General features: G+C 63.4%; 18 protein-coding genes. 7 read left to right on the top strand and 11 right to left on the bottom strand.

Features of this window, described 5'->3' with window-relative positions; all coding sequences use genetic code 11:
- Together cydB and AAZU54_RS16465 are read left to right on the top strand one after the other, a co-directional pair.
- Nucleotides 1–1008 carry a cytochrome d ubiquinol oxidase subunit II gene (gene cydB, locus AAZU54_RS16460; RefSeq protein WP_186554588.1) on the top strand — a complete coding sequence of 336 codons (1008 nt, stop codon included), beginning with the start codon at nt 1–3 and terminating at the stop codon, nt 1006–1008.
- A 2-nt stretch (nt 1009–1010) separates the two neighbouring features.
- On the top strand, nt 1011–1154 hold the full coding sequence (locus AAZU54_RS16465; protein ID WP_186554587.1) for a DUF2474 domain-containing protein: 144 nt from the start codon (nt 1011–1013) through the stop codon (nt 1152–1154).
- Between the two features lie 314 nt (nt 1155–1468).
- Here AAZU54_RS16465 and mobA read toward each other — a convergent pair whose 3' ends face one another.
- The 3 genes from mobA to AAZU54_RS16480 are packed head-to-tail and all read right to left on the bottom strand — an operon-like array spanning nt 1469 to nt 6414.
- Nucleotides 1469–2044, bottom strand: a complete 576-nt coding sequence (gene mobA / locus AAZU54_RS16470) for a molybdenum cofactor guanylyltransferase MobA (protein WP_186554586.1) — start codon at nt 2042–2044, stop codon at nt 1469–1471.
- Between the two features lie 60 nt (nt 2045–2104).
- The gene (locus AAZU54_RS16475) at nt 2105–5227 is read right to left on the bottom strand and encodes a multidrug efflux RND transporter permease subunit (protein ID WP_405129072.1); all 3123 of its coding nucleotides are present in this window, start codon (nt 5225–5227) and stop codon (nt 2105–2107) included.
- Between the two features lie 11 nt (nt 5228–5238).
- Complete coding sequence (locus AAZU54_RS16480; RefSeq protein ID WP_434727408.1) at nt 5239–6414, bottom strand: efflux RND transporter periplasmic adaptor subunit; 1176 nt, start codon at nt 6412–6414, stop codon at nt 5239–5241.
- 158 nt (nt 6415–6572) lie between these two features.
- Here AAZU54_RS16480 and AAZU54_RS16485 point away from each other — a divergent pair, with 158 nt between their 5' ends.
- Both AAZU54_RS16485 and AAZU54_RS16490 read left to right on the top strand, forming a co-directional pair.
- Entirely contained in the window at nt 6573–7274 is a 702-nt protein-coding gene (locus AAZU54_RS16485) for a response regulator transcription factor (protein WP_312154667.1), read from the top strand.
- Between the two features lie 7 nt (nt 7275–7281).
- On the top strand, nt 7282–8580 hold the full coding sequence (locus AAZU54_RS16490; RefSeq protein WP_186554582.1) for an ATP-binding protein: 1299 nt from the start codon (nt 7282–7284) through the stop codon (nt 8578–8580).
- Nucleotides 8581–8685: 105 nt separating this feature from the next.
- On the opposite strand, the gene AAZU54_RS16495 is transcribed toward AAZU54_RS16490, so the two are convergent.
- From AAZU54_RS16495 to wecB, 5 genes are all read right to left on the bottom strand, one after another.
- On the bottom strand, nt 8686–9774 hold the full coding sequence (locus AAZU54_RS16495; protein WP_405129074.1) for a GGDEF domain-containing protein: 1089 nt from the start codon (nt 9772–9774) through the stop codon (nt 8686–8688).
- A gap of 118 nt (nt 9775–9892) precedes the next feature.
- Entirely contained in the window at nt 9893–10732 is an 840-nt protein-coding gene (locus AAZU54_RS16500) for a DUF4434 family protein (protein ID WP_186554580.1), read from the bottom strand.
- Complete coding sequence (locus tag AAZU54_RS16505) at nt 10732–13722, bottom strand: phage receptor (protein WP_434727409.1); 2991 nt, start codon at nt 13720–13722, stop codon at nt 10732–10734. The genes AAZU54_RS16500 and AAZU54_RS16505 overlap by 1 nt, the downstream gene beginning before the upstream one ends.
- On the bottom strand, nt 13719–15893 hold the full coding sequence (nrfB, locus tag AAZU54_RS16510; protein WP_312154158.1) for a cyclic di-3',5'-guanylate-activated glycosyltransferase NrfB: 2175 nt from the start codon (nt 15891–15893) through the stop codon (nt 13719–13721). Before nrfB ends, AAZU54_RS16505 begins: the two co-directional genes overlap by 4 nt.
- A complete protein-coding gene (gene wecB / locus AAZU54_RS16515) occupies nt 15890–17044 on the bottom strand; it encodes a non-hydrolyzing UDP-N-acetylglucosamine 2-epimerase (protein WP_186554578.1) in 1155 nt (384 codons plus the stop codon). The genes nrfB and wecB overlap by 4 nt, the downstream gene beginning before the upstream one ends.
- Before the next feature lie 187 nt (nt 17045–17231).
- Here wecB and AAZU54_RS16520 point away from each other — a divergent pair, with 187 nt between their 5' ends.
- From AAZU54_RS16520 to yiaY, 3 genes are all read left to right on the top strand, one after another.
- Nucleotides 17232–17663, top strand: coding sequence for a PACE efflux transporter (locus AAZU54_RS16520; RefSeq protein ID WP_186554577.1), 432 nt, complete (start codon nt 17232–17234; stop codon nt 17661–17663).
- A 185-nt stretch (nt 17664–17848) separates the two neighbouring features.
- Entirely contained in the window at nt 17849–19411 is a 1563-nt protein-coding gene (gene ilvA, locus AAZU54_RS16525) for a threonine ammonia-lyase, biosynthetic (RefSeq protein ID WP_392466801.1), read from the top strand.
- A gap of 129 nt (nt 19412–19540) precedes the next feature.
- Nucleotides 19541–20689, top strand: coding sequence for an L-threonine dehydrogenase (yiaY, locus tag AAZU54_RS16530; RefSeq protein WP_312153358.1), 1149 nt, complete (start codon nt 19541–19543; stop codon nt 20687–20689).
- Nucleotides 20690–20753: 64 nt separating this feature from the next.
- Here yiaY and AAZU54_RS16535 read toward each other — a convergent pair whose 3' ends face one another.
- The 3 genes from AAZU54_RS16535 to AAZU54_RS16545 all read right to left on the bottom strand — a co-directional run bounded on the left by AAZU54_RS16535 (nt 20754) and on the right by AAZU54_RS16545 (nt 24290).
- Nucleotides 20754–21938, bottom strand: coding sequence for a hypothetical protein (locus tag AAZU54_RS16535; RefSeq protein ID WP_428630216.1), 1185 nt, complete (start codon nt 21936–21938; stop codon nt 20754–20756).
- 84 nt (nt 21939–22022) lie between these two features.
- Nucleotides 22023–22490, bottom strand: a complete 468-nt coding sequence (locus AAZU54_RS16540; protein ID WP_434727410.1) for a VOC family protein — start codon at nt 22488–22490, stop codon at nt 22023–22025.
- A 174-nt stretch (nt 22491–22664) separates the two neighbouring features.
- Entirely contained in the window at nt 22665–24290 is a 1626-nt protein-coding gene (locus AAZU54_RS16545; protein ID WP_186554572.1) for an NADP-dependent glyceraldehyde-3-phosphate dehydrogenase, read from the bottom strand.
- Nucleotides 24291–24405: the final 115 nt, after the last annotated feature.

Raw genomic sequence — 24405 nt, forward strand, 5'->3', positions numbered from 1 at the left:
ATGGGTATCGATCTTGCGCTGATCTGGTTTCTGATCATCGGCTTCGGCGTGATGATGTATGTGATCACCGATGGCTTTGACTTGGGCATTGGCATCCTCTTTCCGTTCATCCCCGACCGCGATCATCGCGACACCATGGTCAACACCGTCGCTCCGGTGTGGGACGGCAACGAAACCTGGCTGGTACTGGGTGGGGCAGGGCTGATGGCTGCATTCCCCAAGGTCTATGCGATCTTGCTCAGCGCGCTGTACCTGCCGGCCCTGGGTTTACTGGTAGGGCTGGTCTGGCGTGGAGTGTCGTTCGAGTTCCGGTTCAAGGCCGATGATGCGCACAAGCCGTTCTGGGACCGAGCGTTCATGTCTGGCTCGTTCATGGCCGCGTTTTTCCAGGGGGTGATTCTTGGCGCGTTCATCGAGGGCCACCAGATCGTCGATGGCGTGGCTACCGATGGCGTCATGAGCTGGCTGACGCCGTTCAACGTGTTCTGTGGTTTCGGCGTGGTCATCGCCTACGCGTTGCTGGGGGCGACCTGGCTGATCCTCAAGACCGAAGGCGACTTGCAGGCGCGAATCATGCGCGCGACCGGGCCGATCACCGTGGCGACCGTGCTGTCGATGCTGGTGGTGAGCGTCTGGACGCCCCTGACGCACCCGGCGATCTTCGAGCGCTGGTTCAGCCTGCCGAACTTCTGGTTCTTCCTGCCGGTGCCGGCGCTGGTGCTGGTGGCGACCTGGGCGATCTTGCGTTCGCTGCGCGGCGAGCCGCATGCCGGGCCGTTCATTTGGTCGCTGGTGCTGATCTTCCTGGGCTACACCGGTTTGCTGATCAGCATCTGGCCTTACGTGCTGCCGCCTAGCCTGACCATCTGGGAAGCCGCGGCACCGCCGCAGAGCCTGGGCTTTGCGCTGGTGGGGGCGCTGTTCATCATTCCGTTCATCCTGGGGTACTCGGCTTGGTCGTATTACGTGTTCCGAGGCAAAGTCAAAGTTGGCGAGGAGTTTCACTGATCATGAATCCATCTACTACCAAGGGGCCCGGGTGGAGCAAGCGTCTGTTGTGGTTGCTGGCGATCTGGGCGGCTAGCGTCATGGCGCTGGGTGCGGTTGCGTTGGCTACGCGGTTGGCCATGAGGTTTGCGGGGATGACGGTTTAAACTGTTGCGCTTGGGTTGTCCGTAAGGGTCTGGGGTTCGCTTCAGGCCCTTTTTTTGGTTGTTCGAAGGGGGCTGGGTTCTTCTGAGTTCCGAGCCTGTGGGCAGTAGTGGTGGATAATTCGGCCTCTTCGCGGGCAAGCCCGCTCCCACAGGGTTCGTGGCGTGCGCAGGATCTGCGTGGTGTCAGTGCTGGTTCAACGCAGGTCATAAATCTGCGCGGTACCTGTGGGAGCGGGCTTGCCCGCGAAGAGGCCAGTAGCGCCGCCACATCAAATGGATAAGCTCACTATCCTAGAGCCCAGAACCCCAAGAACCTATTCTTCCAACCACCGCGGACTATTGAAATTACTCAACCGCCGATCCCCCTCAGCACACTCCAATCCCTGCACCGAACCCAGCAACAAAACTTTCTGCAAACTCCGCTCACCCACCTGCCAAGCCTGCTGCAAAACCGGCAACAAACGCCGCGGCAGCACGCTGAACATCGGCTGCCAATACCCAGCCTGACGCACCATGGCCGCGCTATCGTGCTCAACCGCCAGCCGCAGCAGGTCCTCAATCAACCCTTGATCAATCAGCGGCGCATCGCAGGCCAGCACGACAACCCATTCATGCCGAGCCACCTCGACACCGGCAATCACTCCAGCCAACGGCCCGGGATAGTCCACCTCGGCATCCCCCACCAATTGATCGGCAAAAACCCGATAGGCCTCCTGATTGCGGTTGCAGGAAATCACCACGTCATCGCTCAAATCGCGCACCACCCGCTGCACATGCGCCACCAGCGGCTCGCCGCGCCAGCACACCAGGCCTTTGTCACGGCCACCCATGCGCTGGCCGCGACCACCGGCCAAAATGAGGATGGAGCAGGGGAGAAGGGCAGCGGACATAAAAAAGGGTTCCTGGCGGTTAAGCCAGAAACCCTCCCATGTCGCAGGTGGCTTGTCCAGTCAGCCTTCGCTGACGACCGCCGCGGTATGCTTGGCCTTGCCGCGCCCAGCCAAACGCATCACCAGCACAAAGAATACCGGCACGAACACCACCGCCAAGGTCGCACTGAGCATGCCGCCGATCACCCCGGTGCCAATCGCTTGTTGGCTGGCGGAGCTGGCACCGGTGGCGATGGCCAGCGGCACCACGCCGAGAATGAACGCCAGCGAGGTCATCACGATTGGCCGCAGGCGCAGACGTGCAGCGTGTACGGCAGCGTCCACCGGGTCTTGGCCCTGGTCGACCAGGCTCTTGGCGAACTCGATGATCAGAATGGCGTTCTTTGCCGATAGACCGATCAGGGTGATCAGGCCGACCTTGAAGAACACGTCGTTGGGCATGCCGCGCAGGGTCACGGCCAGGACCGCGCCGAGCACCCCCAATGGCACCACCAGCAGTACGGCAGTAGGGATCGACCAGCTCTCGTACAGCGCCGCCAGGCAGAGGAACACCACCAACAGCGATAGCGCCATCAGCAACGGCGCCTGGCTACCGGACAGACGCTCTTGCAGTGACAAGCCGGTCCATTCCAGGGCAGTGCCTTCGGGCAGTTGGTCGACCAGGCGCTGGATTTCAGCCATGGCCTCGCCGGAGCTGTAGCCAGCCGCCGGCTCGCCGGAGATCGCCACCGCCGGATAGCCGTTGTAGCGGGTTAGTTGTACCGGGCCACTGACCCAGTTCGCCTGGACGAAGGCTCCCAGCGGCACCATCTTGCCGCTGGTGTTGCGTACGTGGATCTTCAGCAGGTCTTCGACCTGGCTGCGCTGGTCGCCTTCAGCCTGCACCACCACCCGCTGCATGCGGCCTTGGTTGGGGAAGTCGTTGACGTAGTTGGAGCCCACCGCGGTGTCCAGCACAGCGCCAATGTCGGCGAATGACACGCCCAGGGCGTTGGCCTGGCGTCGGTCGATTTCCAGCTGCACCTGCGGGCTCTCGGCCAGCGACTCTTCGCGCACGTTGACCAGCACCTTGCTCTTGCGCGCGTTGGCCATCAGCTCGTCACGCGCTGCCATCAACCGCGCATGGCCAAGCCCGCCGCGGTCTTGCAAGCGGAACTCGAAGCCAGTGGACTCGCCCAGGCCGTCGATCGGCGGCGGCAGTACCGAGTAGGCGATGGCATCCTTGAGTTGACTAAAGGCCAGGGTCGCCCGGTCGGCGATGGACTGGGCGCTGTCGTCGGCACCACGCTCGGACCAGTCCTTGAGGGTGGTAAAGGCCAGTGCTGCGTTCTGGCCACTGCCGGAGAAGCTGAAGCCCAGGATCAGCGTGGTGTTGCCCACTCCAGGCTCCTCGGCGTTGTGCGCTTCGATCTGGGCGGCGATCTGCTCGGTACGGGCGCGACTGGCGCCAGGCGGCAGTTGGATATCGGTAATGGTGTAACCCTGGTCTTCGGTGGGCAGGAAGGCGGTCGGCAGCTGGCTGAAGCCAAAGCCCAACGCCACTAACAGCAGGCCATACACCAGCAAGTAGCGGCCACTGCGCTTGAGTGCCTGTACCACCCAACGTTGATAGCCGTTGCTCATGCCTTCGAAGCGCCGGTTGAACCAGCCAAAGAAGCCTTTGCGCTCATGGTGCTCGCCCTTGGCCACTGGCTTGAGCAAGGTCGCGCACAGCGCCGGGGTCAGGCTCAGGGCAAGAAACGCCGAGAACAGGATCGAGACTGCCATCGATACCGAGAACTGCTGGTAGATCACTCCCACCGAACCTTTCATGAAGGCCATCGGCAGGAACACCGCCACCAGTACCAGGGTAATCCCGACGATAGCGCCGCTGATCTGGCCCATGGCCTTGCGCGTGGCTTCTTTGGGTGGCAGGCCTTCTTCGGCCATGATCCGTTCGACGTTTTCCACCACCACGATGGCGTCGTCCACCAGGATGCCGATCGCCAAAACCATGCCGAACAGGGTCAGCACGTTGACCGAGAAGCCCAGCGCCAGCATCACGGCAAAGGTGCCCATCAGCGCCACCGGTACCACCAGGGTCGGGATCAGCGTGTAGCGCAGGTTTTGCAGGAACAAAAACATCACCGCGAACACCAGCAGCATCGCCTCGAACAGGGTAGTGATCACCTGCTGGATCGACACCTTGACGAACGGCGAGGTGTCATACGGGATGTCGTACTTGACCCCTTCGGGGAAGTAGTGCGCCAGCTGGGCCATCTTCTCGCGCACCAGGGTCGCGGTTTCCATGGCGTTGGCACCGGGCGACAGCTGCACGGCAAAGGCCGTCGACGGCTTGCCGTTCAGACGTGTGCCGTACTGGTATTCCTGGGCGCCAATCTCGACCCGGGCGACATCCCCGATGGTCACGCTGGAGCCGTCGGGGTTGGCGCGCAGGACGATGGCGGCGAATTCCTCAGGCAGGCTCAGCTGACCCTTGACCACCACGTTGGCGGTGATTTCCTGGGTCGGGCGGCTGGGCAGGTCGCCGATGCTGCCGGGGGCGACTTGCGCGTTCTGTGCGGCAATCGCTTCGGCGACATCGTTGGGCGTGAGGTTGAAACCGATCAGCTTGCGTGGGTCGATCCAGATCCGCATGGCCCGCTCCGAGCCATACAGCTGGGCTTTGCCGACGCCCTTGAGGCGGCGGATCTCGTTCATCACGTTGCGCGCGAGGATGTCGCTGAGCGCGGTTTCATCCAGGCTGCCGTCCTCGGAGGTGAGGGTGGCCAGCAAGAGGAAGCCGGTGGAGACCTTCTCCACCTGCAAACCCTGCTGGGTCACCGGCCGCGGCAGGCGCGACTCGACTACCTTGAGGCGGTTTTGCACATCGACCTGGGCCAGGTCCGGGTGGGTGCCTGGCTCGAAGGTCGCGGTAATGGTGGCGCTGCCCAGGCTGCTCTGCGAGGAGAAGTACAGCAGGTTGTCGGCGCCATTGAGCTCCTGCTCGATCAGGCTGACCACGCTCTCATCCATGGTCGCGGCCGAGGCGCCGGGGTAGACGGCGTAGATCTCCACCTGCGGAGGCGCCACGTTAGGGTACTGGGCCACCGGCAATTGCGGGATCGCCAGGGCGCCGGCCAGCAGGATGAACAGTGCGATCACCCAGGCGAATACTGGGCGGTCGATAAAGAACTGCGGCATGAATCAGGCCCTCACTGGCCGTTGTGCTGGACGATCGGAAGCGCGTCCTGTGATGACTCGACTTGCACCTGGTCGCCGGCCTTGACGTGTTGCAGGCCTTCGACCACCACCCGCTCACCTGCGGCGAGGCCTTCGCTGACGATCCAGCGATCGCCTTGCGCGCTGCCCAGGACGATCTGCCGTTCGCTGATACGGGCTTGCGCGTCGACCACCAGTACCTTCGGCACGCCCGCGCTGTCACGCAAGATCGCCCGCTGTGGCACGCTGATGCCCTTGGGCTGCACGGCCTGCTCCAGGCGCACGCGCACATAGCTGCCGGGCAGCAGGTCGAGATCCGGGTTGGGGAACTCGCTGCGCAGGGTGATCTGGTTGGTGCTCGGATCGACGCTGATGTCGGAGAACAGCAACTTGCCCGCCAGCGGGTAGGCACTGCCGTCATCCTGAATCAAGGTAGCCTTGGCCTGGCCTTCGCCGACCTGGCTCAATTCACCAGCGCGCAAGGCGCGGCGCAGGGCATTGAGCTCGCGGGTCGACTGGCTGACATCGGCATGGATCGGGTCCAATTGCTGGATGGTGGCCAGCGGCGTGGTTTCGTTCTGACCGACCAGCGCACCTTCGGTCACCAGCGCGCGGCCGATGCGCCCAGAGATCGGCGCGGTGACCGTGGCGTAACCCAGGTTCAGTCGCGCCCGCTCCAGGGCAGCCTTGGCCTCGGCGACTTCGGCATCAGCCTGGAGCAACGCAGCGCGAGCATTGTCGTATTCCTGGCGGCTGACCGCCTTGTCGTCGACCAGTTGACTGTAGCGTTGCGCTTGCAGGCGCGCCTGGTAGCGGGTGGCCTCGGCCTTGGCCAGGGTGGCGCGGGCGCTGTCGTGATCGGCCTTGAAGGGCGCCGGGTCGATCAGGAACAACACCTGGCCCTGTTTGACATCGCTGCCTTCACGGTACACCCGCTTGAGCACCACCCCCGCGACCCGTGCGCGCACCTCTGCCGTGCGCGGCGCCAGGATGCGCCCGCTCAGTTCGGTGCTGATCGCCAGAGGCTGGACCTGCACCATTTCCACCCGCACCTGCGGCGTGGGCGCTTGTTCTTGCTGCTCGGCAGCATCGTCGCAGCCAGCGAGTAATACGCTCAGCAGCACCAAAGGCGCCAAACGGCGCAGGCGGGTAGGGCGGTGAGTAGACATGCGGGGTTTTCCGAAAATGACCAGGCGTATGCTAAAGCAGGCGCTCGCGGCGTGGGTGTGAAGCAGTGTAGGACGAGTGTGAAAAAGTGTAAGGAATGCCGCTGGCCAGGCGTAGGATTCTATATCCTGCCTCTCACCATTTCGCTACTACGCCCTTTATGCCGAACATTCTCCTGGTCGAAGACGACAGCGCGTTGTCTGAATTGATCGCCAGCTACCTGCAACGCAACGACTTTCATGTCCGGGTGATCGCCCGGGGCGACCACGTGCTGGAAGCGTTTCGCCGGGACAAACCTGACCTGGTGGTGCTCGACCTGATGCTGCCGGGGCTCGACGGCCTGCAAGTGTGCCGCCTGTTGCGCCAGGAATCCCAAGGCCTGCCAATCCTCATGCTGACCGCCCGCGACGATAGCCACGATCAGGTGCTGGGGCTGGAGATGGGCGCCGACGACTACGTGACCAAACCCTGTGAGCCGCGGGTGCTGCTGGCCAGGGTGCGCACCCTGCTGCGCCGCAGCAGTATCAATGAGCCGCGCCTGGAGAGTGACCTGATCCTGGTCGGCGGTTTGCAGATCAACCTGGCCGAACGCACCGTGACCTGGCGTGGCGAGGAAGTCGAATTGTCCAGCGGCGAGTACAACCTGTTGGTGGTGTTGGCGCGCAATGCCGGTGAAGTGCTCAGCCGCGACCGCATCCTGCAGCAGTTGCGCGGGATCGAGTTCAACGGCACCGACCGCTCGGTGGACGTCGCCATCTCCAAACTGCGGCGCAAGTTCGACGACAACGCCGGCGAAGCGCGCAAGATCAAGACCGTGTGGGGCAAGGGCTACTTGTTCAGCCGCGTCGAGTGGGAGTTCTGAGCGCATCATGCTGAAGATCCTGGTGCGCCTGTACCTGGTGATCATCGTCGCCTATGCCGGTGCCTTGCTGCTGATCCCCGACGCTATCGTCGGTGCCTTCCATGAGCGCTTCATGGCCTACAACCTCGACCAGGCCAAGGGCGTGCAGTCGCTGATCGTGCGCCAGTTCCAGCAGGCACCGCGCGAGCAGTGGCCAGCGGTGGAAAGCGACTTGGCGGCGCACTTCACGCCGTTGCAAGTCAAGCTGCTCAAGTGGGACGAAGCCGAGCTGACGGTGGCCGAGCGGGCACGTCTTGAGCATGGCTTGAAGGTGGTGCGCATCGGCGACTGGGGCTATTACCAGACCGCCCTGGCAGCGCTCGACCCGGACTGGCTGGTGAGTCTTCACAGCCCGCCGGATCCGGTCGATATCAATGTGTTGTCCTGGGGCGTGACGGTGTTGATCGGCGCCGCCATGCTCGGTTGCCTGCTGGTCTGGGTGTGGCCGCACTGGCGCGACCTGGAGCGGCTCAAGGAGACCGCCCGGCGCTTGGGCCAGGGGCAGATGTCGGAGCGCACACACATCTCGGCGCACTCGAACATCGGCGAACTGGCCGGGGTGTTCGACACCATGGCCGGCGACCTGGAGCGCCACGTCAACCAGCAGCGCGAGCTGCTCAATGCGGTGTCGCATGAACTGCGAACGCCGTTGACCCGCCTGGATTTTGGCCTGGTGCTGCTGTTCGACGAGGTCCCGCCAGCCAGCCGCAAGCGCCTGCTGGAGCTGGTCGGGCATGTGCGCGAGCTGGATGAGCTGGTGCTGGAGTTACTGTCTTACAGCCGCTTGCAGAATGCCGAGCAGGCCCGCGAGCGGGTCGAGGTGTCGTTGCTTGAGCTGGTCGACAGTGTGCTCGGCGGCTTTGCCGAAGAGCTCGATGGGCGCGGCATCCAGTGGGAAGTGCGCGCCGATGACAAGCTGCCGCGCTTTGTCCTCGATCCGCGCCTGACCGCCCGCGCGGTGCAGAATCTGGTGCGCAATGCCATGCGTTATTGCGACGAGAGCCTGCTGTTGCGGCTCAAGCTGGAAGCCGATGGGGCCTGTTTGCTGACGGTTGAGGATGACGGCATTGGCATTCCGGTCGAGGAGCGTGAGCGGATCTTCCAGCCATTCTATCGGCTCGATCGCAGCCGCGATCGCAATACCGGCGGGTTTGGCTTGGGGCTGGCGATCAGCCGGCGGGCGATCGAGGGGCAGGGTGGCACGCTTACCGTGGCGCAGTCGGTGTTGGGTGGGGCGCAGTTCAAGATTCGTTTGCCTGCCAGTTGAGGGTGTGTTTGTTCCGGCCTCTTCGCAGGCAAGCCCGCTCCTACAGGTTTTGTGTAGGGGCTGCGGGCGTGGGGTGACCACGCAGCGGCAGGTACTGGACCTGTGTCAGGCGCCCCCCAACTGGGCAGTCCACAACACGAACCGATCCTTGCCCGTATGCTTGGCCTCATACAACGCCTGGTCGGCACGTACCAGCGCCAGGCTCAGGCTATCGCCGCCGTTGACCTGGGCCAGGCCGATGCTGATCGTCACTGGATGCGCCCCCAGGTCTTCGCGCACGCGCTTGCACAAGGCTGCGACCTGACGCTCGGCAGCTTGCTGATCCAGGCCCTGGAAGAAGATCGCGAATTCCTCGCCGCCGAGCCTTGCGAACTCGAAACCTGCCATCGATGCCTTTATATGCCCAGCCACACGCTTGAGCACTTCATCGCCACTATCATGGCCAAATTGGTCGTTGACCTTCTTGAAGTTGTCGATGTCGATCATCGCCAGGAATTGCCCCGGCGGCGCTTGCTGCAACTGGCGTTCGGCCTTGGCCATGAACGAGCGGCGGTTGGGTATTTCAGTGAGCACATCGACATAAGCTTGCTCCAACAGCACCTTGGACATGTAGAAGTTGTGTAGCTTGGCCTGGCGGATGCGCAGGTAGCTGTAGATCACCAGGCCGCTGAGGAACACCGCATAACTGAGCAGCATGGCGGCTTCCAGGTCATCCAGGTCGATATTGGTGCCGTAGAAGGGGTTGAGCATCGCCCAGCAGATGGCCATGGCGCAGAAGAACGACCAACGCCGTACTGGCAGCACCGAAACGCTGTAGAGCACCGTCGACACGCCGAGCACCAGCCATACCGGACGCAGGGCGATAGGGATGCCCTCGATCACCAGGCGCATGCCTAGGGTGATCACGGCGATGAACAGCAAGTTGAGCACATCGAAGTGGTGGCTTTTGCGGGTGAAACCCAGGACCACGGTGATACAGCCCAGTAAACCCATGAACAGGCCAGACAGCCAGGTGAAGCCTTGATTGCCCAGGTAACTGACGATCAGGTCGAAGATCAGCCAGATGCCAATGCTGCAGCAGAAGATCAACTGGCAGAACGGACGCATCAGCTCGAATTCGTGCTGGCGAAATTCCGCGCGCAGGGCGGCGGGGGCGACCTGCTTGCGCACGTGCTCTTCGATGGTTTTGAACATGGTTTAGTCGGGGACTCCTTGCTGGCTGAACTGGCCTCATCGCGGGGCAAGCCCGCTCCCACGTGTAGCGCAACTCATTGGCGCGGGCTTGCCCCGCGATGAGGCCGGTGAAACCCACTCAATTGACCGGCAATAAACCCTGCGCCCAAGGCCGATAACGCAAGGCGAACACGGCTTGGGCGTGGCATCCACCGCTCAGCGCTGGCGGCGCAGGCTCGGCGCGAAACGGCTGCCCCGGTGCGCTGGTCTGGCGAAACGCCTCCCGGACAATGCCGACCCGGCAGGGCAGCGCCTGTTCATAGCCCTGGCGCACCAGCGCCGGCAAGCGCCCAGTACCTGCGCCATCCTGCCACCAGACAGTCAAGCCCATGCCGCTCAGCTGTTCCAGCCACACACCAGTGACCCGCGGCGACAGCTTGCCGGCGCTGAACGCGCTGATATGCAGCGGCTTGTCCAGTTGCCGGTTGAATGCTTGCAACTGGCTGTGCAGCGCCTCGCGGCGGGCAGCATCAGCGAAGTGCAGGTCGTCCAGCTCCATGGGCAGGTACCAGCCCGCCAGCTGCACGTCCCATTTGGTCTGGACCTGTTGCAACTGGGTCAGGGAACGGCCCAGTTGCGCTTTCCAGTAGTCCGACAGCCCCTGGGCGTCCAATTGCTCGATGCGTTGGTAGTAGCCAGGGTCCATGTACAGCCCCAGCACCAGTTCCAGGCCTTGCGCGTGGGCTTCGCGCAGGCTGTTGGCCAACCAGCCCTGAGCGCCACCGAAATCGCTGTCGCCATAGGCACTCCACTGCACGATCAAGGTCTTGCCGCCCTGGGCCACGGTGGCGCGCCACAGCTGTTGCCACTGGGCCGGGGTGAGCGCTGCATCGCGGTTCAGCGGTTGATAGAACAGGCGCTGGTCGGCCAGCGCCGGTAGGCACAACAGCAGCATGCCAATTGCCAGGAGCTTGCGCATCAGAAGGTCATCTCCACACCCAGGAGCACGCCGTTGGCCCGCTCATAGAGGTTGCCGCCCAGTGCCTGCTGGTACTCGGCGCGCACTTTCAACGAGCCGCGGTAGGCGTTGTAGCGATCATCATCGAACCACCATTGCCAGCGCAGGCCGACGCCGCTGCGCAGATCCTGGCGCCAGTCGTTGCTGGGGTCTTGGCTGGCGAACTCGACAAAGCCATAGGGCATGATCGTCTGCGGCGAGTCGACCGGCAGTTTCCAGGCGTGGCCTTGCTGATAGCGCGACAGCCAGGCGTGGTCGCCGGCGCGAGTCCACCAGGCAGCGTCGAGGTAGAGGAAGCGCTCGTTCCATTGATCTTCATCGATGCGCCAGTCGTTACGCCAATCGCCCTGGTCGAGCACCGAGGCGGTGGCGCGCAGCAGCAAGTCGTTGCTCGACTCGGCGTGCCCGCGCAGATCGCCCCAGTTATCGCCGACCTTGCTCGGGCTGAGCAACTGGCCAAGGCTCAAGCCGTTGTAGTGCTGGTCGTCGATCTGGCGCTGGTGATAAAGCTCGGCGTAGAGGTTTAGGTTGGCCTGGCCGAACGGTTTCCAGCGCAGGCCTACGCCAGTGCCCATGCTTTGCGCGTAGTCGGAGCGCCCCGGACCGCCAAACAGCACCCGGCCATACACCGACAGGGTACTGCCATTGCGGCTGGGCTGTTCGCCCAGGGCATGGTCCCACATCGCCAGCTGCACGTTCTGCGAGCGCGCCCGGCGCTCGCTACGGCCGGTGTCGAAGTTGTCGTTGGTCGAGGTACCGGCGGGCGACCAGGTGCTGGCCAGGGTGATGCTGTCGCGCCGCGACAGGGTTTCGTGGGCACGACGCTGGCGGTATTTGCGCGCTTCCAGGCTGCCGTATTCGTCGTCGCCGTCGACCACATGCTGCTCCACATCGATGACGCGGCGCAGTTCGCGGCGGGCCGAGGCACTGTCTTCGACTTCGTCATAGCGCAGCGCCAGGGTTTCGCCGAGGCGGTAGTCCTCGGGAAAATCGCGGGTCGAACGCTCAAGGTAGGGGATCGCTGCGCGGCGCTGTTGCGGGTCCGCCGAGCTTGCCAAACGCATGCCGTAGTCGGCGCGGTAGCGCGGCTGGTCTGGCGCCAGGCGCACCGTTTCGGCCAGCCAGGCGGTGCTTTGCGCACTGTCACCGGCCGCTTGGGCGGTGCCCGCGGCGGCGTAGTAATGATCGGCTCGTGGGTTGCGCGCCAGCGCCTGGCGTTGGCGGTTGAGCGCCGTGTTGAAATCGCCCTGGCGCTGGGCGATGGCGGCGCCCAAGGCCCAATCATCGGCGCTGTTGTGCGCTGCCGCCTGCCAATAGCGCTGGGCGGCTTGGGCGTCGCCTGCATTCAAGGCGCCTTGTGCGGCGGTCAGGCGGGCGTTGTCGGTCCAGGCTTCGGCGGGCAGGCTGCGCCAGATTGGCAGGGCTGCTTCGAAGTCACCCGCTGCCTGCAGCGCATAGGCCAGCGGCAGACGGCTGGCAGTGTCGCCCAGGCCTTCTGCGGCCTGGTAATAAACCACCGCTTCGCCGGGATGCTCGGGCATGGCGCAGCGGCCCAGGGCACGGTATTGGCCGGGTTCGGTTGGTTTACCCGGGATTACCCCGCGCACCGCATCGCACTGTCCGGCTTCGGCCAGGCGCGCGAGCAGTTGCGCCCGGGTGGCGGCGTCGACCCGGGGGACCAGCGCCAGCATGCGGCGGCTGTCCAGCGGGCCATCATTGCGTGCGTAAAGGTTGCCCAGGCGCCGCAGCAGGGACGGCGTCAAGCGGCCCTGGCGACGGTCGTAGGCCTGCACGAGCAGGTGTCGTGCGCGCTCGGCCTGGCCTTGCTCGACTAGCAGGAAACTGGCTTGTTCGAGCGCCGCCAGGTCGCCGCTTTGCCGGTAACGCTGCTCCCACTGCGCGGCCGTGCGCGGCTGCGGTGGTTGCGGCGGGTCGCCATACAGGCGTTGCTTGAGCACGGCATGGGCGCGTGGGTTGTCGTCGCGGGTACAACCCTTGAGCTGCTCGCGGGCCAGCGCAGGATCGTGTCGCGACAGCCAGTCGACCGTTTCCAGGCACGGTTTGCCGAGCTGGTTGCTCAGCTGCTGGACCTGCGCCGCGTTATCGCCCTGGCGCGCCAGTTCCCACAGTTGCTGGCGTTGCTCGGGGTGTTGTAGCTGCTCACTGGGCAGGCTTTGCAGCCAGCGCTCGGCCTGCTGATTATGGCCCACGGCGATTGCCCGGTTGGCCATGGCCAGGCGCGTCTGGTTGGCCACCTCGGCCGATGGCGCGCTGGCCAGGAGTTTGTTCAGGCCGTTTTCGTCGACTTGCTGCACGTAGGCGTTGGCCAGTCGCTGCCAGTTCTCGGCTGACAGCTGGCCCTTGTCGGCCAAGGGTTGCAGTTGCTCGATGGTCTCGCCCCAATTGCGCAACTGTTCGGCGAAGTTGGCCCGTGTCAGGCGCAAGACCATGCCGTCGCCATGCGCTGGCAGTTGGTTGAGCCACGCCAAGGCTCGCCCGGCGCCTCCGAACTTGGCCAGGCTCATGCTGTAGGCCTGCCACAGGCGCACACGGGTGTTGCCTTCGCTGCTGGCGATCCAGCCCTCGACCTGGCTGGCCGGTGGCGGGTCTTGCTCGATCCAGGTCAAGCGCAGTTCGAGCAGGGCGTCGGCGTGCTCGGGGCTGTTCTGCAACTGCTCGGCCATTGCCTGGGCTTCTTTATAGCGGCGCTGGTGGGCCAGTGCCGACATCAGCAAGGCACGTGCCTCATCGTTGTTCGGTACCCGGTCGAGCACATGGCGAGTCAGCCGCTCGACCTCGGCCCAGTTGTCTTTCTGCGCCTCGCGATAGCCACGCTCCATGAAGGGATAGCTGGTGAAACGCTGGAAGTCAGTCATCGGGGCTGCCAACGCCGGCAGGGCGGTGGAACACAGCAACAAGGTAGTCAACGTCAGGGAAATACCGGGCTTCATGCCACCTCCCGCGTCAGGTCATAGGCAGCCTGCTGTTCGCTGGCTTGTTCGGCGAGGGCTTGTTGCAGCACCTGCTCGGTGATGATGCCGCGGGCGATCAGGTGCTCGCCCAGGCTCATGGTGTCGGGGTCGAAATCGATCAGCGCCTGATTGAACAAGGTCGCCGGGACCATACCGCGCACTTGCAGGAGTGCACCGAGCATGACCTGGTGGGTGCTGACCTTCTCGATCAGCTCGGCGTCATCCTGATGACGTTCCAGCACGGCCAGCATCTGTTGGGTCTCGGGTTTTTGCCAGGGGCTGGGATAGTGATAACGCAGGCCCAGCGTCACCCGCCCCTGGGGCGCCAAGCGGCTGCGCACCGGGCGCTTGAGTTGGCGGCTGATGACCCCCAGCGACACCTGGCTGACCGGGCTTTCACTGGCCAGCACCAGCGTGTCGCCATCTTCCGCCACAGGCAGCACGCCATAGTGAACGGCCAGGCGGCGCGGGAGTTTGCCGATCAGCGCTGGGGGGATCTTGAACGGATTGAGTGGTGCCCAGGGCAGCTCCAGCTGTTCAGCCAGGGTTTCGACCAGTTGCTCGCTGGTCAGCCATCCACGCAACAGCAGTTCGCGTCCCAACCGGCGGCGTACTGGGCTGGTGATGGCTTGCTCAAGTTGCGCTTCGCTGATGTAGCCTTTTTCAACCAGACGATGGCCCAGGGGCGTGCGAGCTGGTGAGGCGAGGGCCGGGAATTCGTGGGTGGTCTTGTCCCAGGCCACCCGCCGTGAATCACCCATTTCCATCACTTGGCGCAGGGCACGCAGGTTGGCGAAGAAATTGACGAAGTTGCTCCACATCATCCGCGGCGCCGACAGCAGCCCTTCGCCAATACCGTAGTAGCGAGTGACGAACCAACCACGCTGGAACAGCCGATTGATCAGCAACAAGCCGTTGAGCCAGAGCAGGGTGGAGAGCAGCCAACTGTCACCCAGGATCGACATGAAGCGCCACGATTCAGGGGCGATCACCGTCACCAGCCACATCGCCAACAGGACCAGGAACAACAGGTTGACCAAAAAGCTCAGCAGGTAGGCGAACAGCCCGCGCCGGTCACGCCAAAGGAAGTAATTGAGCGCGCCCTTGCGGCTCCAGCCCAGGTTGCTGGTGCCTTGGAACACGATGCCGACGATCCAGCGCGACTTTTGCCGAATGGCGTGCTGCCAGTCGCGCGGGAAGTGTTCGCGCACGCAGATCACCTGGGAGAAGGCCCGGCTCATGCCGAACCGCCAGTCCTGCTTGAGCGTCAGCGCCGGGTCGGTGATGGAATAACGGGCGAAGATGCACTTCATGCCTTTTTGTTTCAGGCGAAAACCGATGTCGTAGTCCTCGGTCAGACTCTGCACATCGAACGCGATGCCGTCACCGTCCTCGAGCAGCGCGCTGATCGCCCGCCGGCTGAAGCAGGTGCCGACCCCGGCACTGGGCACTTGCCCGGTCAACGCTTCGCGGACGATGACATCCTTGCCGTGGTTTTCGGCGAACTCATCCACGTAGTGCCCAGCGGTGAAGCCTTTCCATTCTGGCGCGTAGGGATACACCGGGATCTGGATCATGTCTTTGTTGGGCAGCAGGTAGTTGAACAGGCGCAGTTCCATTGGCGAGATGACGTCTTCGGCGTCATGCAGGATGAACCCGGCGAACTCGATGCGTGCGTCCTGCTGGAACCGCAGGATGGCGTCGATGATGTTGTTCAGGCAGTCGGCCTTGCTGGTCGGGCCTGGCCGGGCGCAGACCACTTTGTGCACGTTGGGGTAGTGCAGGCACACCGCATCGACATCGGCTTGGGTCTGCGGATCGTTGGGGTAGGTGCCGACGAAGATCTGGTAGTTCTCGTAGTCGATGGTCGAAGCGGCCAGGCGCGCCATCTCGCCGACCACGCCCACCTCGTTCCAGGCTGGCACCATGATCGCCAGGGGTTTTTCCGGCACTTCGAACAGGCGTTTCTCATCGGCCGGTTCGTATTTGTCATAGATCCGGAAGCGCCGCACCAGCTTGCGGCCCCAGTAGCACAGGTCGATGAACAGGTCATCCAGGCCGAGCAGGAACATCAGGCTGGCGAGGATGATGGCGAGAATCTTCAGGCCGAACAGTACATAGGTCAGAAAATCGATAAAGGCCAGGCTCATGCGTCGTCTCGTCCGTTTTCGCGCTCCTCGAACCAGCGTTGCAGGCGTTCGGCAATGCGCTCGCTGGCATGGCCGTCGCCGAACGGGGTGTACACCCGAGCCATTTGCCGATACGCCTCGGGGTCATCGAGCAGTTGGCTGGTTTCCCTGACGATGCGTTCGGTGAGGGTGCCGACCAGCTTGACCGTACCGCCTTCGAGCACTGACGGACGTTCAGTGACCTTGCGCAGGACCAACACCGGCTTGCCCAGCGCCGGCGCTTCTTCCTGGACCCCGCCAGAGTCGGTGAGGATCACCTGGGCGCGGTCCATCAGCCAGACGAAGTGCTGATAATCCTGGGGGGCGACCAAATGGATGTTGTCGCGGCCCGAGAGCACGCCGTAGACAGCTTTTTGCACCTGGGGGTTGAGGTGCACCGGGTAGACGAACTGCACGTCTGGGTAGCGCAAGGCCAACTCGGCCAGCGCCAGGCAGATGCGCTCGAAACCGGCGCCGAAGTTTTCCCGACGATGGCCGGTGATCAGCACCATACGCTGATCAGCGCCCAGCACTGCCAGCGGCGAATCGGCTGCCGGATGCCAGCCGCTGGTGTTCAGATGCGCGCGCATCCACAGCAGCGCGTCGATCACGGTATTGCCGGTCACTTCGATGTGTTCGGCGGGCACATGTTCGCCCAACAGGTTGTCGCGGGACTTGGTGGTAGGGGTGAAATGCAGATCGGCGAGCACCCCGGTCAGGCGCCGGTTGGCCTCTTCCGGCCAGGGTTGCTGCAGGTTACCGGTGCGCAGCCCGGCTTCGACATGGCCGATGGGGATGCGCCGGTGAAAGGCGGCGAGGGCGGCGATGAAACTGGTGGTGGTATCGCCGTGGACCAGCACGATGTCCGGGTTTACCTGTGCGTAGGCCTGGTCGATCTTGTCCAGCAGGTCGCGGGCCAGGCCATTGAGGGTCTGGTTCTTGGTCATCACCTGCAGGTCCTGATCGACCGACAGGCCGAAGGCAGTCAGCACTTGTTCGAGCATTTCCCGGTGCTGGCCGGTGGAGCAGATATGCAGGTCGAGCTCGGGCCATTCGCGCAGCACGCGCGCTAGCGGAGCCATTTTGATCGCTTCTGGGCGGGTACCGAAAACCATCATGACGGTATGGGGCATCGTCTCGCTCCTCGTCCGATTCCGTGTCCGAAGTTGTACGAATGCGTCGCGCTTGTAGGAGTTAGATACAAGCAGGCGAACCAGGGGTTGTCCAATTGCGTGCGCAGCGGCCAGCGGATGCTGCAAAGGTTGAAGATCCGCCCAGAGCGGCGTACCGTTTCTGTCCATTTCTCATCAGGAGGCCCCCATGCAAGGCAAGGCCCGCAAGATCGTCCAGGCCATCTGCTATGAAGTCATCGCCGTGGCCTGCGTAGCGCCGGCGCTGTCGTTGATGTTCGACGCAGGCATGGCCCATTCGACGGTGCTGTCGGTGCTGATGTCGGGCATCGCCATGAGTTGGAACATGGGCTACAACTGGGCCTTCGAGCGCTGGGAGGCGCGTCAGCAGCAGCGTACCCGTACCCTGTTGCGCCGGGTGCTGCATGCGTTGGGCTTCGAGGGTGGGCTGGTGTTGATCCTGCTGCCGCTGGTGGCGTTCTGGCTCGACATCAGCCTGTGGCAGGCATTGCTGACCAACCTGGCCTTGTTCGTGTTCTTCTTCGTCTATGCCTTCGTGTTCCAATGGGGCTTTGACAAGGTGTTCGATGTGCCGCTCTCGGCCCAGCACGTCAAATGTTGACTTGCCGTACCCAGGCAGGCTAACGTCAGCGCCCATGAATACCTTCCCGCAACGTCGCGCCCTGAGCATTATTATTACCGCCATTATCGGATTGGCGGGCTAGCGCGTACGTGCACCGAACCCGCCCTGGAGGCGGGTTTTTTCTCTCTGACTCCTGGGCAAATTAAAAAAACCAGGAGTCATCGATGACCAGCCTCAGTGTCAGCCCGCGTACCGCCACCACGCCGCAACAATTGCTTTCGGAGCAGGTGCGGCGGATTCTTGCCGCCCCCGTGTACGACCTGGCCATCGAGACCCCACTGCAAGTCGCCCCCGCCTTGTCGGCAAGCTTGGCTAACCAGGTGCTGCTCAAGCGTGAAGACCTGCAGCCAACCTTCTCGTTCAAGATCCGCGGTGCCTACACCCGGCTATCACGGCTGACCACTGCCCAGCGCGAGCGCGGGGTGATCACCGCCTCGGCGGGCAACCACGCCCAGGGGGTCGCCCTGGCTGCGGCGCACCTGGGGATGCGTGCGACCATCGTCATGCCCACCACCACGCCGACGCTGAAGATCGAAGGCGTGCGCTCGCGCGGTGGCAATGTGGTGCTGCATGGCGAGAGCTTTCCCCATGCGCTGGCCCACGCCCTGCGCCTGGCCGACGAGCACGGCGCGACGTTCGTGCCGCCGTTCGACGATCCAGACGTGATCGCAGGCCAAGGCACCGTGGCCATGGAGATTCTTCGCCAGCAGCCTGGGGCGCTGGATGCGATCTTCGTGCCGGTGGGTGGCGGCGGCCTGATCGCCGGGATTGCCGCCTACGTCAAATACCTGCGGCCCGAGGTCAAGGTGATCGGCGTCGAGCCGCAGGACTCCAACTGCCTGCAAGCGGCCATTGCTGCCGGTGAGCGGGTGATCCTGGCGCAGGTCGGCACGTTCGCCGATGGCGTTGCGGTGGCGCAGATCGGCGCCCATTGCTTCGAATTGTGCCGACATTTCGTCGATGAAGTGATCACCGTCAGCAGCGATGAGCTCTGCGCGGCGATCAAGGACATCTACGACGACACCCGCTCTATCACCGAGCCCTCTGGCGCGTTGGCGGTGGCCGGGATCAAGAAGTACGTGGCCCGTGACGGCGTGCAGGGGCAGACCCTGGTGGCGATCGACTCGGGCGCCAACGTCAATTTTGACCGCCTGCGTCATGTCGCCGAGCGGGCCGAGCTGGGTGAGCAGCGCGAGGCGATCATCGCCGTGACCATCCCGGAGCAGCCAGGCAGTTTCCGCGCATTCTGCCAGGCCCTGGGCAAGCGCCAGATCACCGAGTTCAACTACCGCTATTACCCAGGAAAAGAAGCGCGGCTGTTCGTCGGGGTGCAAACGCATCCGCTGAACGACCCGCGTGAACAGCTGCTGGCCAGCCTGCGTGAGCAGGGCTACAGCGTGCTCGACCTGACCGACAACGAATTGGCCAAGCTGCATGTGCGTCATACCGTCGGTGGGCATGCCGCGCCTGGGGCGGATGAGCGGGTGTTGCGCTTTGAGTTCCCGGAGCGGCCGGGGGCGTTGTTGGGCTTTTTGGAGCGCTTGGGCAAGCGTTGGAACATCAGCCTGTTCCATTACCGCAACCATGGTGCGGCCGAGGCCCGGGTGTTTGCCGCGCTGGAAGTGCCTGGGGATGAACTGGCGGGCCTGCCGGTGGCGTTGGATGAAATGGGCTATCGCTATTGGGATGAGACGGATAACCCGGCGTATCAGCTGTTTTTGGGCTAGAAGTACCGCGCCCATCGCAGAGCAAGTCGGCGATGGGCGCGTCACTCACAACACATTGCCCTGGATCAACACCCTCCGCGCCATTCAGGTCGATCCTCAAGCCAGACCCAGTTTGCCGAGGAACCGCCCATGAGCAGCACATTCTTCATCCCCGCCGTCAACATCATGGGCATCGATTGCCTGGAGGAGGCGATGACCGCCATTGCCGGCTATGGCCTGCGCAAGGCATTGATCGTCACCGACGAAGGGCTGGCGAAGGCTGGCGTGGCCCAGCGTATCGCCGAGATGCTGGCAATGCGTGACATCGATTCGGTGGTGTTCGACGGCGCCCAGCCCAACCCGAGCATCGCCAATGTCGAAGCGGGCCTGGCGGTGCTCCAGCGTGAACGCTGTGACTGTGTGGTGTCCCTCGGTGGCGGCTCACCCCACGACTGCGCCAAGGGCATTGCCCTGTGCGCAACCAATGGCGGGCATATCAGCGATTACGAGGGTGTCGACCGCTCAAGCAAGCCGCAGTTGCCGCTGATTGCGATCAATACCACTGCCGGTACGGCCAGCGAGATGACTCGCTTCTGCATCATCACTGATCAAGCACGCCACGTGAAAATGGCCATTGTCGACCGTAACGTCACGCCGATTCTCTCGGTCAACGACCCAGCCTTGATGGCCGCTATGCCCAAGGGCCTGACGGCCGCGACGGGCATGGACGCCCTGACCCATGCCATCGAGGCGTATGTGTCGACAGCGGCAACCCCGATTACCGACGCTTGCGCGCTCAAGGCCATCAGCCTGATCAGCGACAACCTGCGCCAGGCGGTGGCGGACGGCAAGGACCTGCAAGCGCGGGAGAACATGGCCTATGCCCAGTTCCTTGCCGGCATGGCGTTCAACAATGCCTCGCTCGGCTACGTCCATGCCATGGCCCATCAGCTCGGCGGCTATTACGACTTGCCGCATGGGGTCTGTAATGCGGTGCTGCTACCGCACGTGCAGCGCTTCAATGCCAAGGTCAGTGCGGCGCGTCTGCGCGATGTGGCCAAGGCCATGGGCGTGCGGGTGTGTGCCTTGGATGCGCAGCAGGGCGCGGGGGCGGCGATCAGCGCAATCGAGCATCTGGCTGCGGCGATCGGCATTCCCGCGGGGCTGGCGGAGTTGGGTGCCAAAGTCCAGGACGTGCCGGTCCTGGCTGAAAACGCGTTGAAGGATGCGTGTGGGCTGACCAATCCGCGGCCGGCCAGCCAGGCTGAGATCGAGGCGATCTTCCGCGCGGCGTTCTGATCGTTCAGCTCAATCGCCGGACACGTCCCAGTGACGTGTCCGGCGATTGGCAGCGCTACAGTCTTCAGCGCTCGCGCATGAAGAACCCTGCCACATACTTGCGAAACGTCTCCAGGCTCTTGAAGTCGGCATAGCGCTTGAAGTGCTCGGTCTCAGGCTCCGGCCCGACGGGTTGTTCGAGCAGTGACACCGACAGCACCCGGTCCTGATCCGAGGTCAGCACCAGTTCATCCATCACCTGGCCACCGATTACCGGCCGGCGCATCAGTACCTTGACCCCCTTGCTCGCCATCCAGTCGATCAACGACACCAGCGCCTTGAGCGGTTCGCGCTCTTCATCGCGGTACACCGGGAACAGATGCGCGCGCGACAATACCGGCACGCTGGCGACATGGATCAACTCATAGAAGTGGCTGCCTGCCGTGGTCGGTGAGTAAAGGGCCAAGGCCAGCAGTGGCCCAGTGGTGCGGCTGCCACCCCAATACAAGTGATGCCCCTGGAAATCGAAGCCATCTTCGCTGCGGGCGTTGAACAGCTTGCGTGCCTTGATCTGATCGACGCAGTCGAGCAACAGGCCGTGGCGGCGGTGGTTGGCAAATACCGTGGCTTCGCGCAGGCGGGACTTGAGCATCATCATGTGCTTCATGTCCAGGCGGGTTTCCAGGTAGTTGCTGGCCGGCACCCGTTCGAGCAAGGGGTAGCGACTGGCGACGCTGCGCAGTTCGGCGAACTGGGCGGTGAGGTCTTTTTTCAGGTGGGTGGCATAGACGTTCAGGCCGCTGATCTCGATCCAGGTCAGCAGTAGCGACAGCAGATGTTGCTGCTCACGCCGATCGCCAGGCTCTGCAGCCGCGCCGCCTTCTGCGGTTTTGCGAAAATCGCCTATCAGCCGCAGCGGCGTATCGGGCGCCAGCCAAGCCGGTGGCGGGGTGGTCTCGTTGCGGCGCTCGTCGGCCTCGCGCTCATCCTTGGTGAACGGGCAGCCGGGGGCATGCTCGGGGGTGTCCGGGTTGTTGCGCAGGATCAGCCGACCGGTGTCGCCATTGAGGGCGATGTTGAGCACCGGCAAGGCATCCTTGCGGCAATCACAGGCCAGCCACTGGTTGGCGCTGCGCACCTTCATCAGCATCTGGTTGGCCTGTAGCACGGCGGGGCCGCTGAGGCTGGCGCTGGCAAAACCGGCCAGCAGTTCTTCCTCGGCTGGGGTCAGGCTGCGCACCAGGGTGGCGTTTTTTTCGATGATTCGCATGAAGCAGCTCCAAGCTACAAGCCTCAAGCTTCAAGCAAAGCCGCGCCGCTTTCAACTTGAAGCTTGTGGCTTGGTGCTCAAGGCTCAGTTAGCGCCGAACATCTTCGCGGCGCGGGCGCGAATTTCTTCAACCGAGAGTTCTTCCTTATGGGTCGAGACGAACCACAGGTTGCCGAACGGGTCCTTCACGGTGCCACTGCGGTCGCCGTAGAACTGGTCTTGCAAAGGGCTGACCTGGGTAGCGCCAGCAGCGATGGCCTGGGCGTAGATCTGGTCGCAGTCCTCGACATACAGGTGCAGGCCAACAGCCACGCCGTTGACCGATTGGCTGGCGGTCAAGCCGCCGCTTTCGCCGCAGGGCTCGGCGAGCATCAGCGACGAGTCGCCGATTTTCAGCTCGGCGTGGCCGACCCGGCCGTCTGGGCTGTCGAGGCGAAACATCTCTTGGGCGTTGAAGGCCTTTTTGTAGAACTCGATGGCCAGGTGGGCGTCCTTGATGCCCAGGTAGGGGGTGATGCTGTGTTGCCCTTCGGGAATCGGTTTGGCTGCCATCTTGTTATCTCCTTGGGGTTTGAGCATTGGGCGGGTCATGCTGGCCTCTCGCGGGACCAGCCCGCTGCTACACGGACGGTGTCGCGCGATGAGGCCAATATAAACAGCGAGGCTGTATGTTTATACAGCTAGCCGCTTAACGCAAATGCCAATTCCCCATAAGCAACCGTCTGGCTAGAAGATGTAGTCGGTCGTCAGGAAGCTCGATTGTCGATTACGAATGATCTCGCTGATCAATTGTTTGTTAGCCTCCTGGAACTTGGTCGCGACCAAGGTGCGGATCGAGAATACCCGCAAGGCGTCATGTACCGACAAGGTCCCTTCAGCGCTGTTCTTGCGGCCGTTGAACGGGTAGGTATCCGGGCCACGCTGGCACTGCGCATTGATGTTGATGCGCCCCACCTGGTTGGCAAAGGTATCGACCAGCGTGCCGATGGTCTGGGGATCATTGCCGAACAGGCTCAACTGCTGGCCGTAGTCGGAGTCCAGTACATATTCGATCACTGTCTCAAGGTCGCGGTAGGGCACCACCGGCACCACCGGCCCAAACTGCTCCTCGTGATACACGCGCATATCGGCGCTAACCGGGTAGAGCAGGGCAGGATAGAAGAACGAACCCCGGCTGTGGCCGCCGCCTTCATGCTCATTGAGTACCTGCGCGCCCTTGCCCTTGGCATCCTCCACCAAGGCGTTGAGGTAGTCGACCTTGCCTTGCTCTGGCAGCGGCGTCAGCGCCACCCCCGGTGCCCAGGGCATCCCGGGCTTGAGCGCAGCCAGCTTGCGTTGGAATTTCTCCAGGAACGGCGCGACCACATCCTCGTGCACGAACAGGATCTTCAGCGCGGTGCAGCGCTGGCCATTGAAGGACAGGGCGCCGGTCACTGCTTCCTCGACGGCGTTGTCCAGGTCCACCTGGGGCAGCACGATCCCGGGGTTCTTGGCGTCCAGGCCCAGCGCTGCGCGCAGGCGGTGCGGGCGTGGGTGGAGTTTTTTCAGGTCGCTGGCGGCTTTGTGGGTGCCGATGAAGGCGAACACGTCGATCTTGCCGCTGGCCATCAAGGCGCTGACGGTCTCCCGGCCGCGACCATAGATGACGTTGATCACCCCGGCCGGGAAGCTGTCGCGGAACGCTTCGAGCAGTGGCCGGATCAGCAGCACGCCGAACTTGGCCGGCTTGAACACCACGGTATTGCCCATGATCAACGCCGGGATCAGGGTGGTGAAGGTCTCGTTCAGCGGATAGTTGTAAGGGCCCATGCACAGCGCCACGCCTAGCGGCGCACGGCGGATCTGGCCGAGGGTGCCTTGTTCGAGTTCAAAGCGGCTGGAGCGTCGGTCCAAATCCTTGAGGGCGTTGATGGTGTCGACGATGTAGTCGCAGGTGCGGTCGAACTCTTTCTCCGAATCCTTGAGGTTCTTGCCAATCTCCCACATCAGCAGCTTGACCACCGCGCTGCGCTGTTCGCGCATGCGCGCCAGGAACGCTTCGACGTGCTGGATGCGCTCGGCCACGCGCATGTTCGGCCAGCTGCCGCGGCCTTTGTCATAGGCTTGAACCGCAGCATCCAGGGCGGTGAGGGCGGTGTCGGCGTCAAGCAACGGTGCACTGCCCAAAATCACCTGGTGCTCTTCATCGCCCTGTTTGAGCCAGACCGGACTGCGCACGGTAGCCAAGGGCCCGTGCCATTGCCTGAGTTCGCCATTGACGAGGTAATCGCGCTGTTCCAGTGGCGGGCCGAGGCGCCAGGCTTCGGGGATCTCTTCGGCGGTCGGAAACAGCGAATCGAGCAAACGGTCCATGGTTACTGCACCTCACAGGTTTGGCTAGGTGAAACGCTTCAGCGTCCGAGCATGCACCCGCCGCAAGAAAAACACCAGTCTGGCTCAACATTGGCCAGCCTGCGCCGATACAGGA

The sequence above is a fragment of the Pseudomonas sp. Je.1.5.c genome, from assembly GCF_051129895.1.
GTDB classification, from domain to species: domain Bacteria; phylum Pseudomonadota; class Gammaproteobacteria; order Pseudomonadales; family Pseudomonadaceae; genus Aquipseudomonas; species Aquipseudomonas urmiensis.

Coding starts and splice junctions, on each gene's coding strand:
- cydB (WP_186554588.1), top strand. CDS start 1: ATGGGTATCGATCTTGCGCTGATCTGGTTTCTGATCATCGGCTTCGGC.
- AAZU54_RS16465 (WP_186554587.1), top strand. CDS start 1,011: ATGAATCCATCTACTACCAAGGGGCCCGGGTGGAGCAAGCGTCTGTTG.
- mobA (WP_186554586.1), bottom strand. CDS start 2,044: ATGTCCGCTGCCCTTCTCCCCTGCTCCATCCTCATTTTGGCCGGTGGT.
- AAZU54_RS16475 (WP_405129072.1), bottom strand. CDS start 5,227: ATGCCGCAGTTCTTTATCGACCGCCCAGTATTCGCCTGGGTGATCGCA.
- AAZU54_RS16480 (WP_434727408.1), bottom strand. CDS start 6,414: ATGTCTACTCACCGCCCTACCCGCCTGCGCCGTTTGGCGCCTTTGGTG.
- AAZU54_RS16485 (WP_312154667.1), top strand. CDS start 6,573: ATGCCGAACATTCTCCTGGTCGAAGACGACAGCGCGTTGTCTGAATTG.
- AAZU54_RS16490 (WP_186554582.1), top strand. CDS start 7,282: ATGCTGAAGATCCTGGTGCGCCTGTACCTGGTGATCATCGTCGCCTAT.
- AAZU54_RS16495 (WP_405129074.1), bottom strand. CDS start 9,774: ATGTTCAAAACCATCGAAGAGCACGTGCGCAAGCAGGTCGCCCCCGCC.
- AAZU54_RS16500 (WP_186554580.1), bottom strand. CDS start 10,732: ATGCGCAAGCTCCTGGCAATTGGCATGCTGCTGTTGTGCCTACCGGCG.
- AAZU54_RS16505 (WP_434727409.1), bottom strand. CDS start 13,722: ATGAAGCCCGGTATTTCCCTGACGTTGACTACCTTGTTGCTGTGTTCC.
- nrfB (WP_312154158.1), bottom strand. CDS start 15,893: ATGAGCCTGGCCTTTATCGATTTTCTGACCTATGTACTGTTCGGCCTG.
- wecB (WP_186554578.1), bottom strand. CDS start 17,044: ATGCCCCATACCGTCATGATGGTTTTCGGTACCCGCCCAGAAGCGATC.
- AAZU54_RS16520 (WP_186554577.1), top strand. CDS start 17,232: ATGCAAGGCAAGGCCCGCAAGATCGTCCAGGCCATCTGCTATGAAGTC.
- ilvA (WP_392466801.1), top strand. CDS start 17,849: ATGACCAGCCTCAGTGTCAGCCCGCGTACCGCCACCACGCCGCAACAA.
- yiaY (WP_312153358.1), top strand. CDS start 19,541: ATGAGCAGCACATTCTTCATCCCCGCCGTCAACATCATGGGCATCGAT.
- AAZU54_RS16535 (WP_428630216.1), bottom strand. CDS start 21,938: ATGCGAATCATCGAAAAAAACGCCACCCTGGTGCGCAGCCTGACCCCA.
- AAZU54_RS16540 (WP_434727410.1), bottom strand. CDS start 22,490: ATGGCAGCCAAACCGATTCCCGAAGGGCAACACAGCATCACCCCCTAC.
- AAZU54_RS16545 (WP_186554572.1), bottom strand. CDS start 24,290: ATGGACCGTTTGCTCGATTCGCTGTTTCCGACCGCCGAAGAGATCCCC.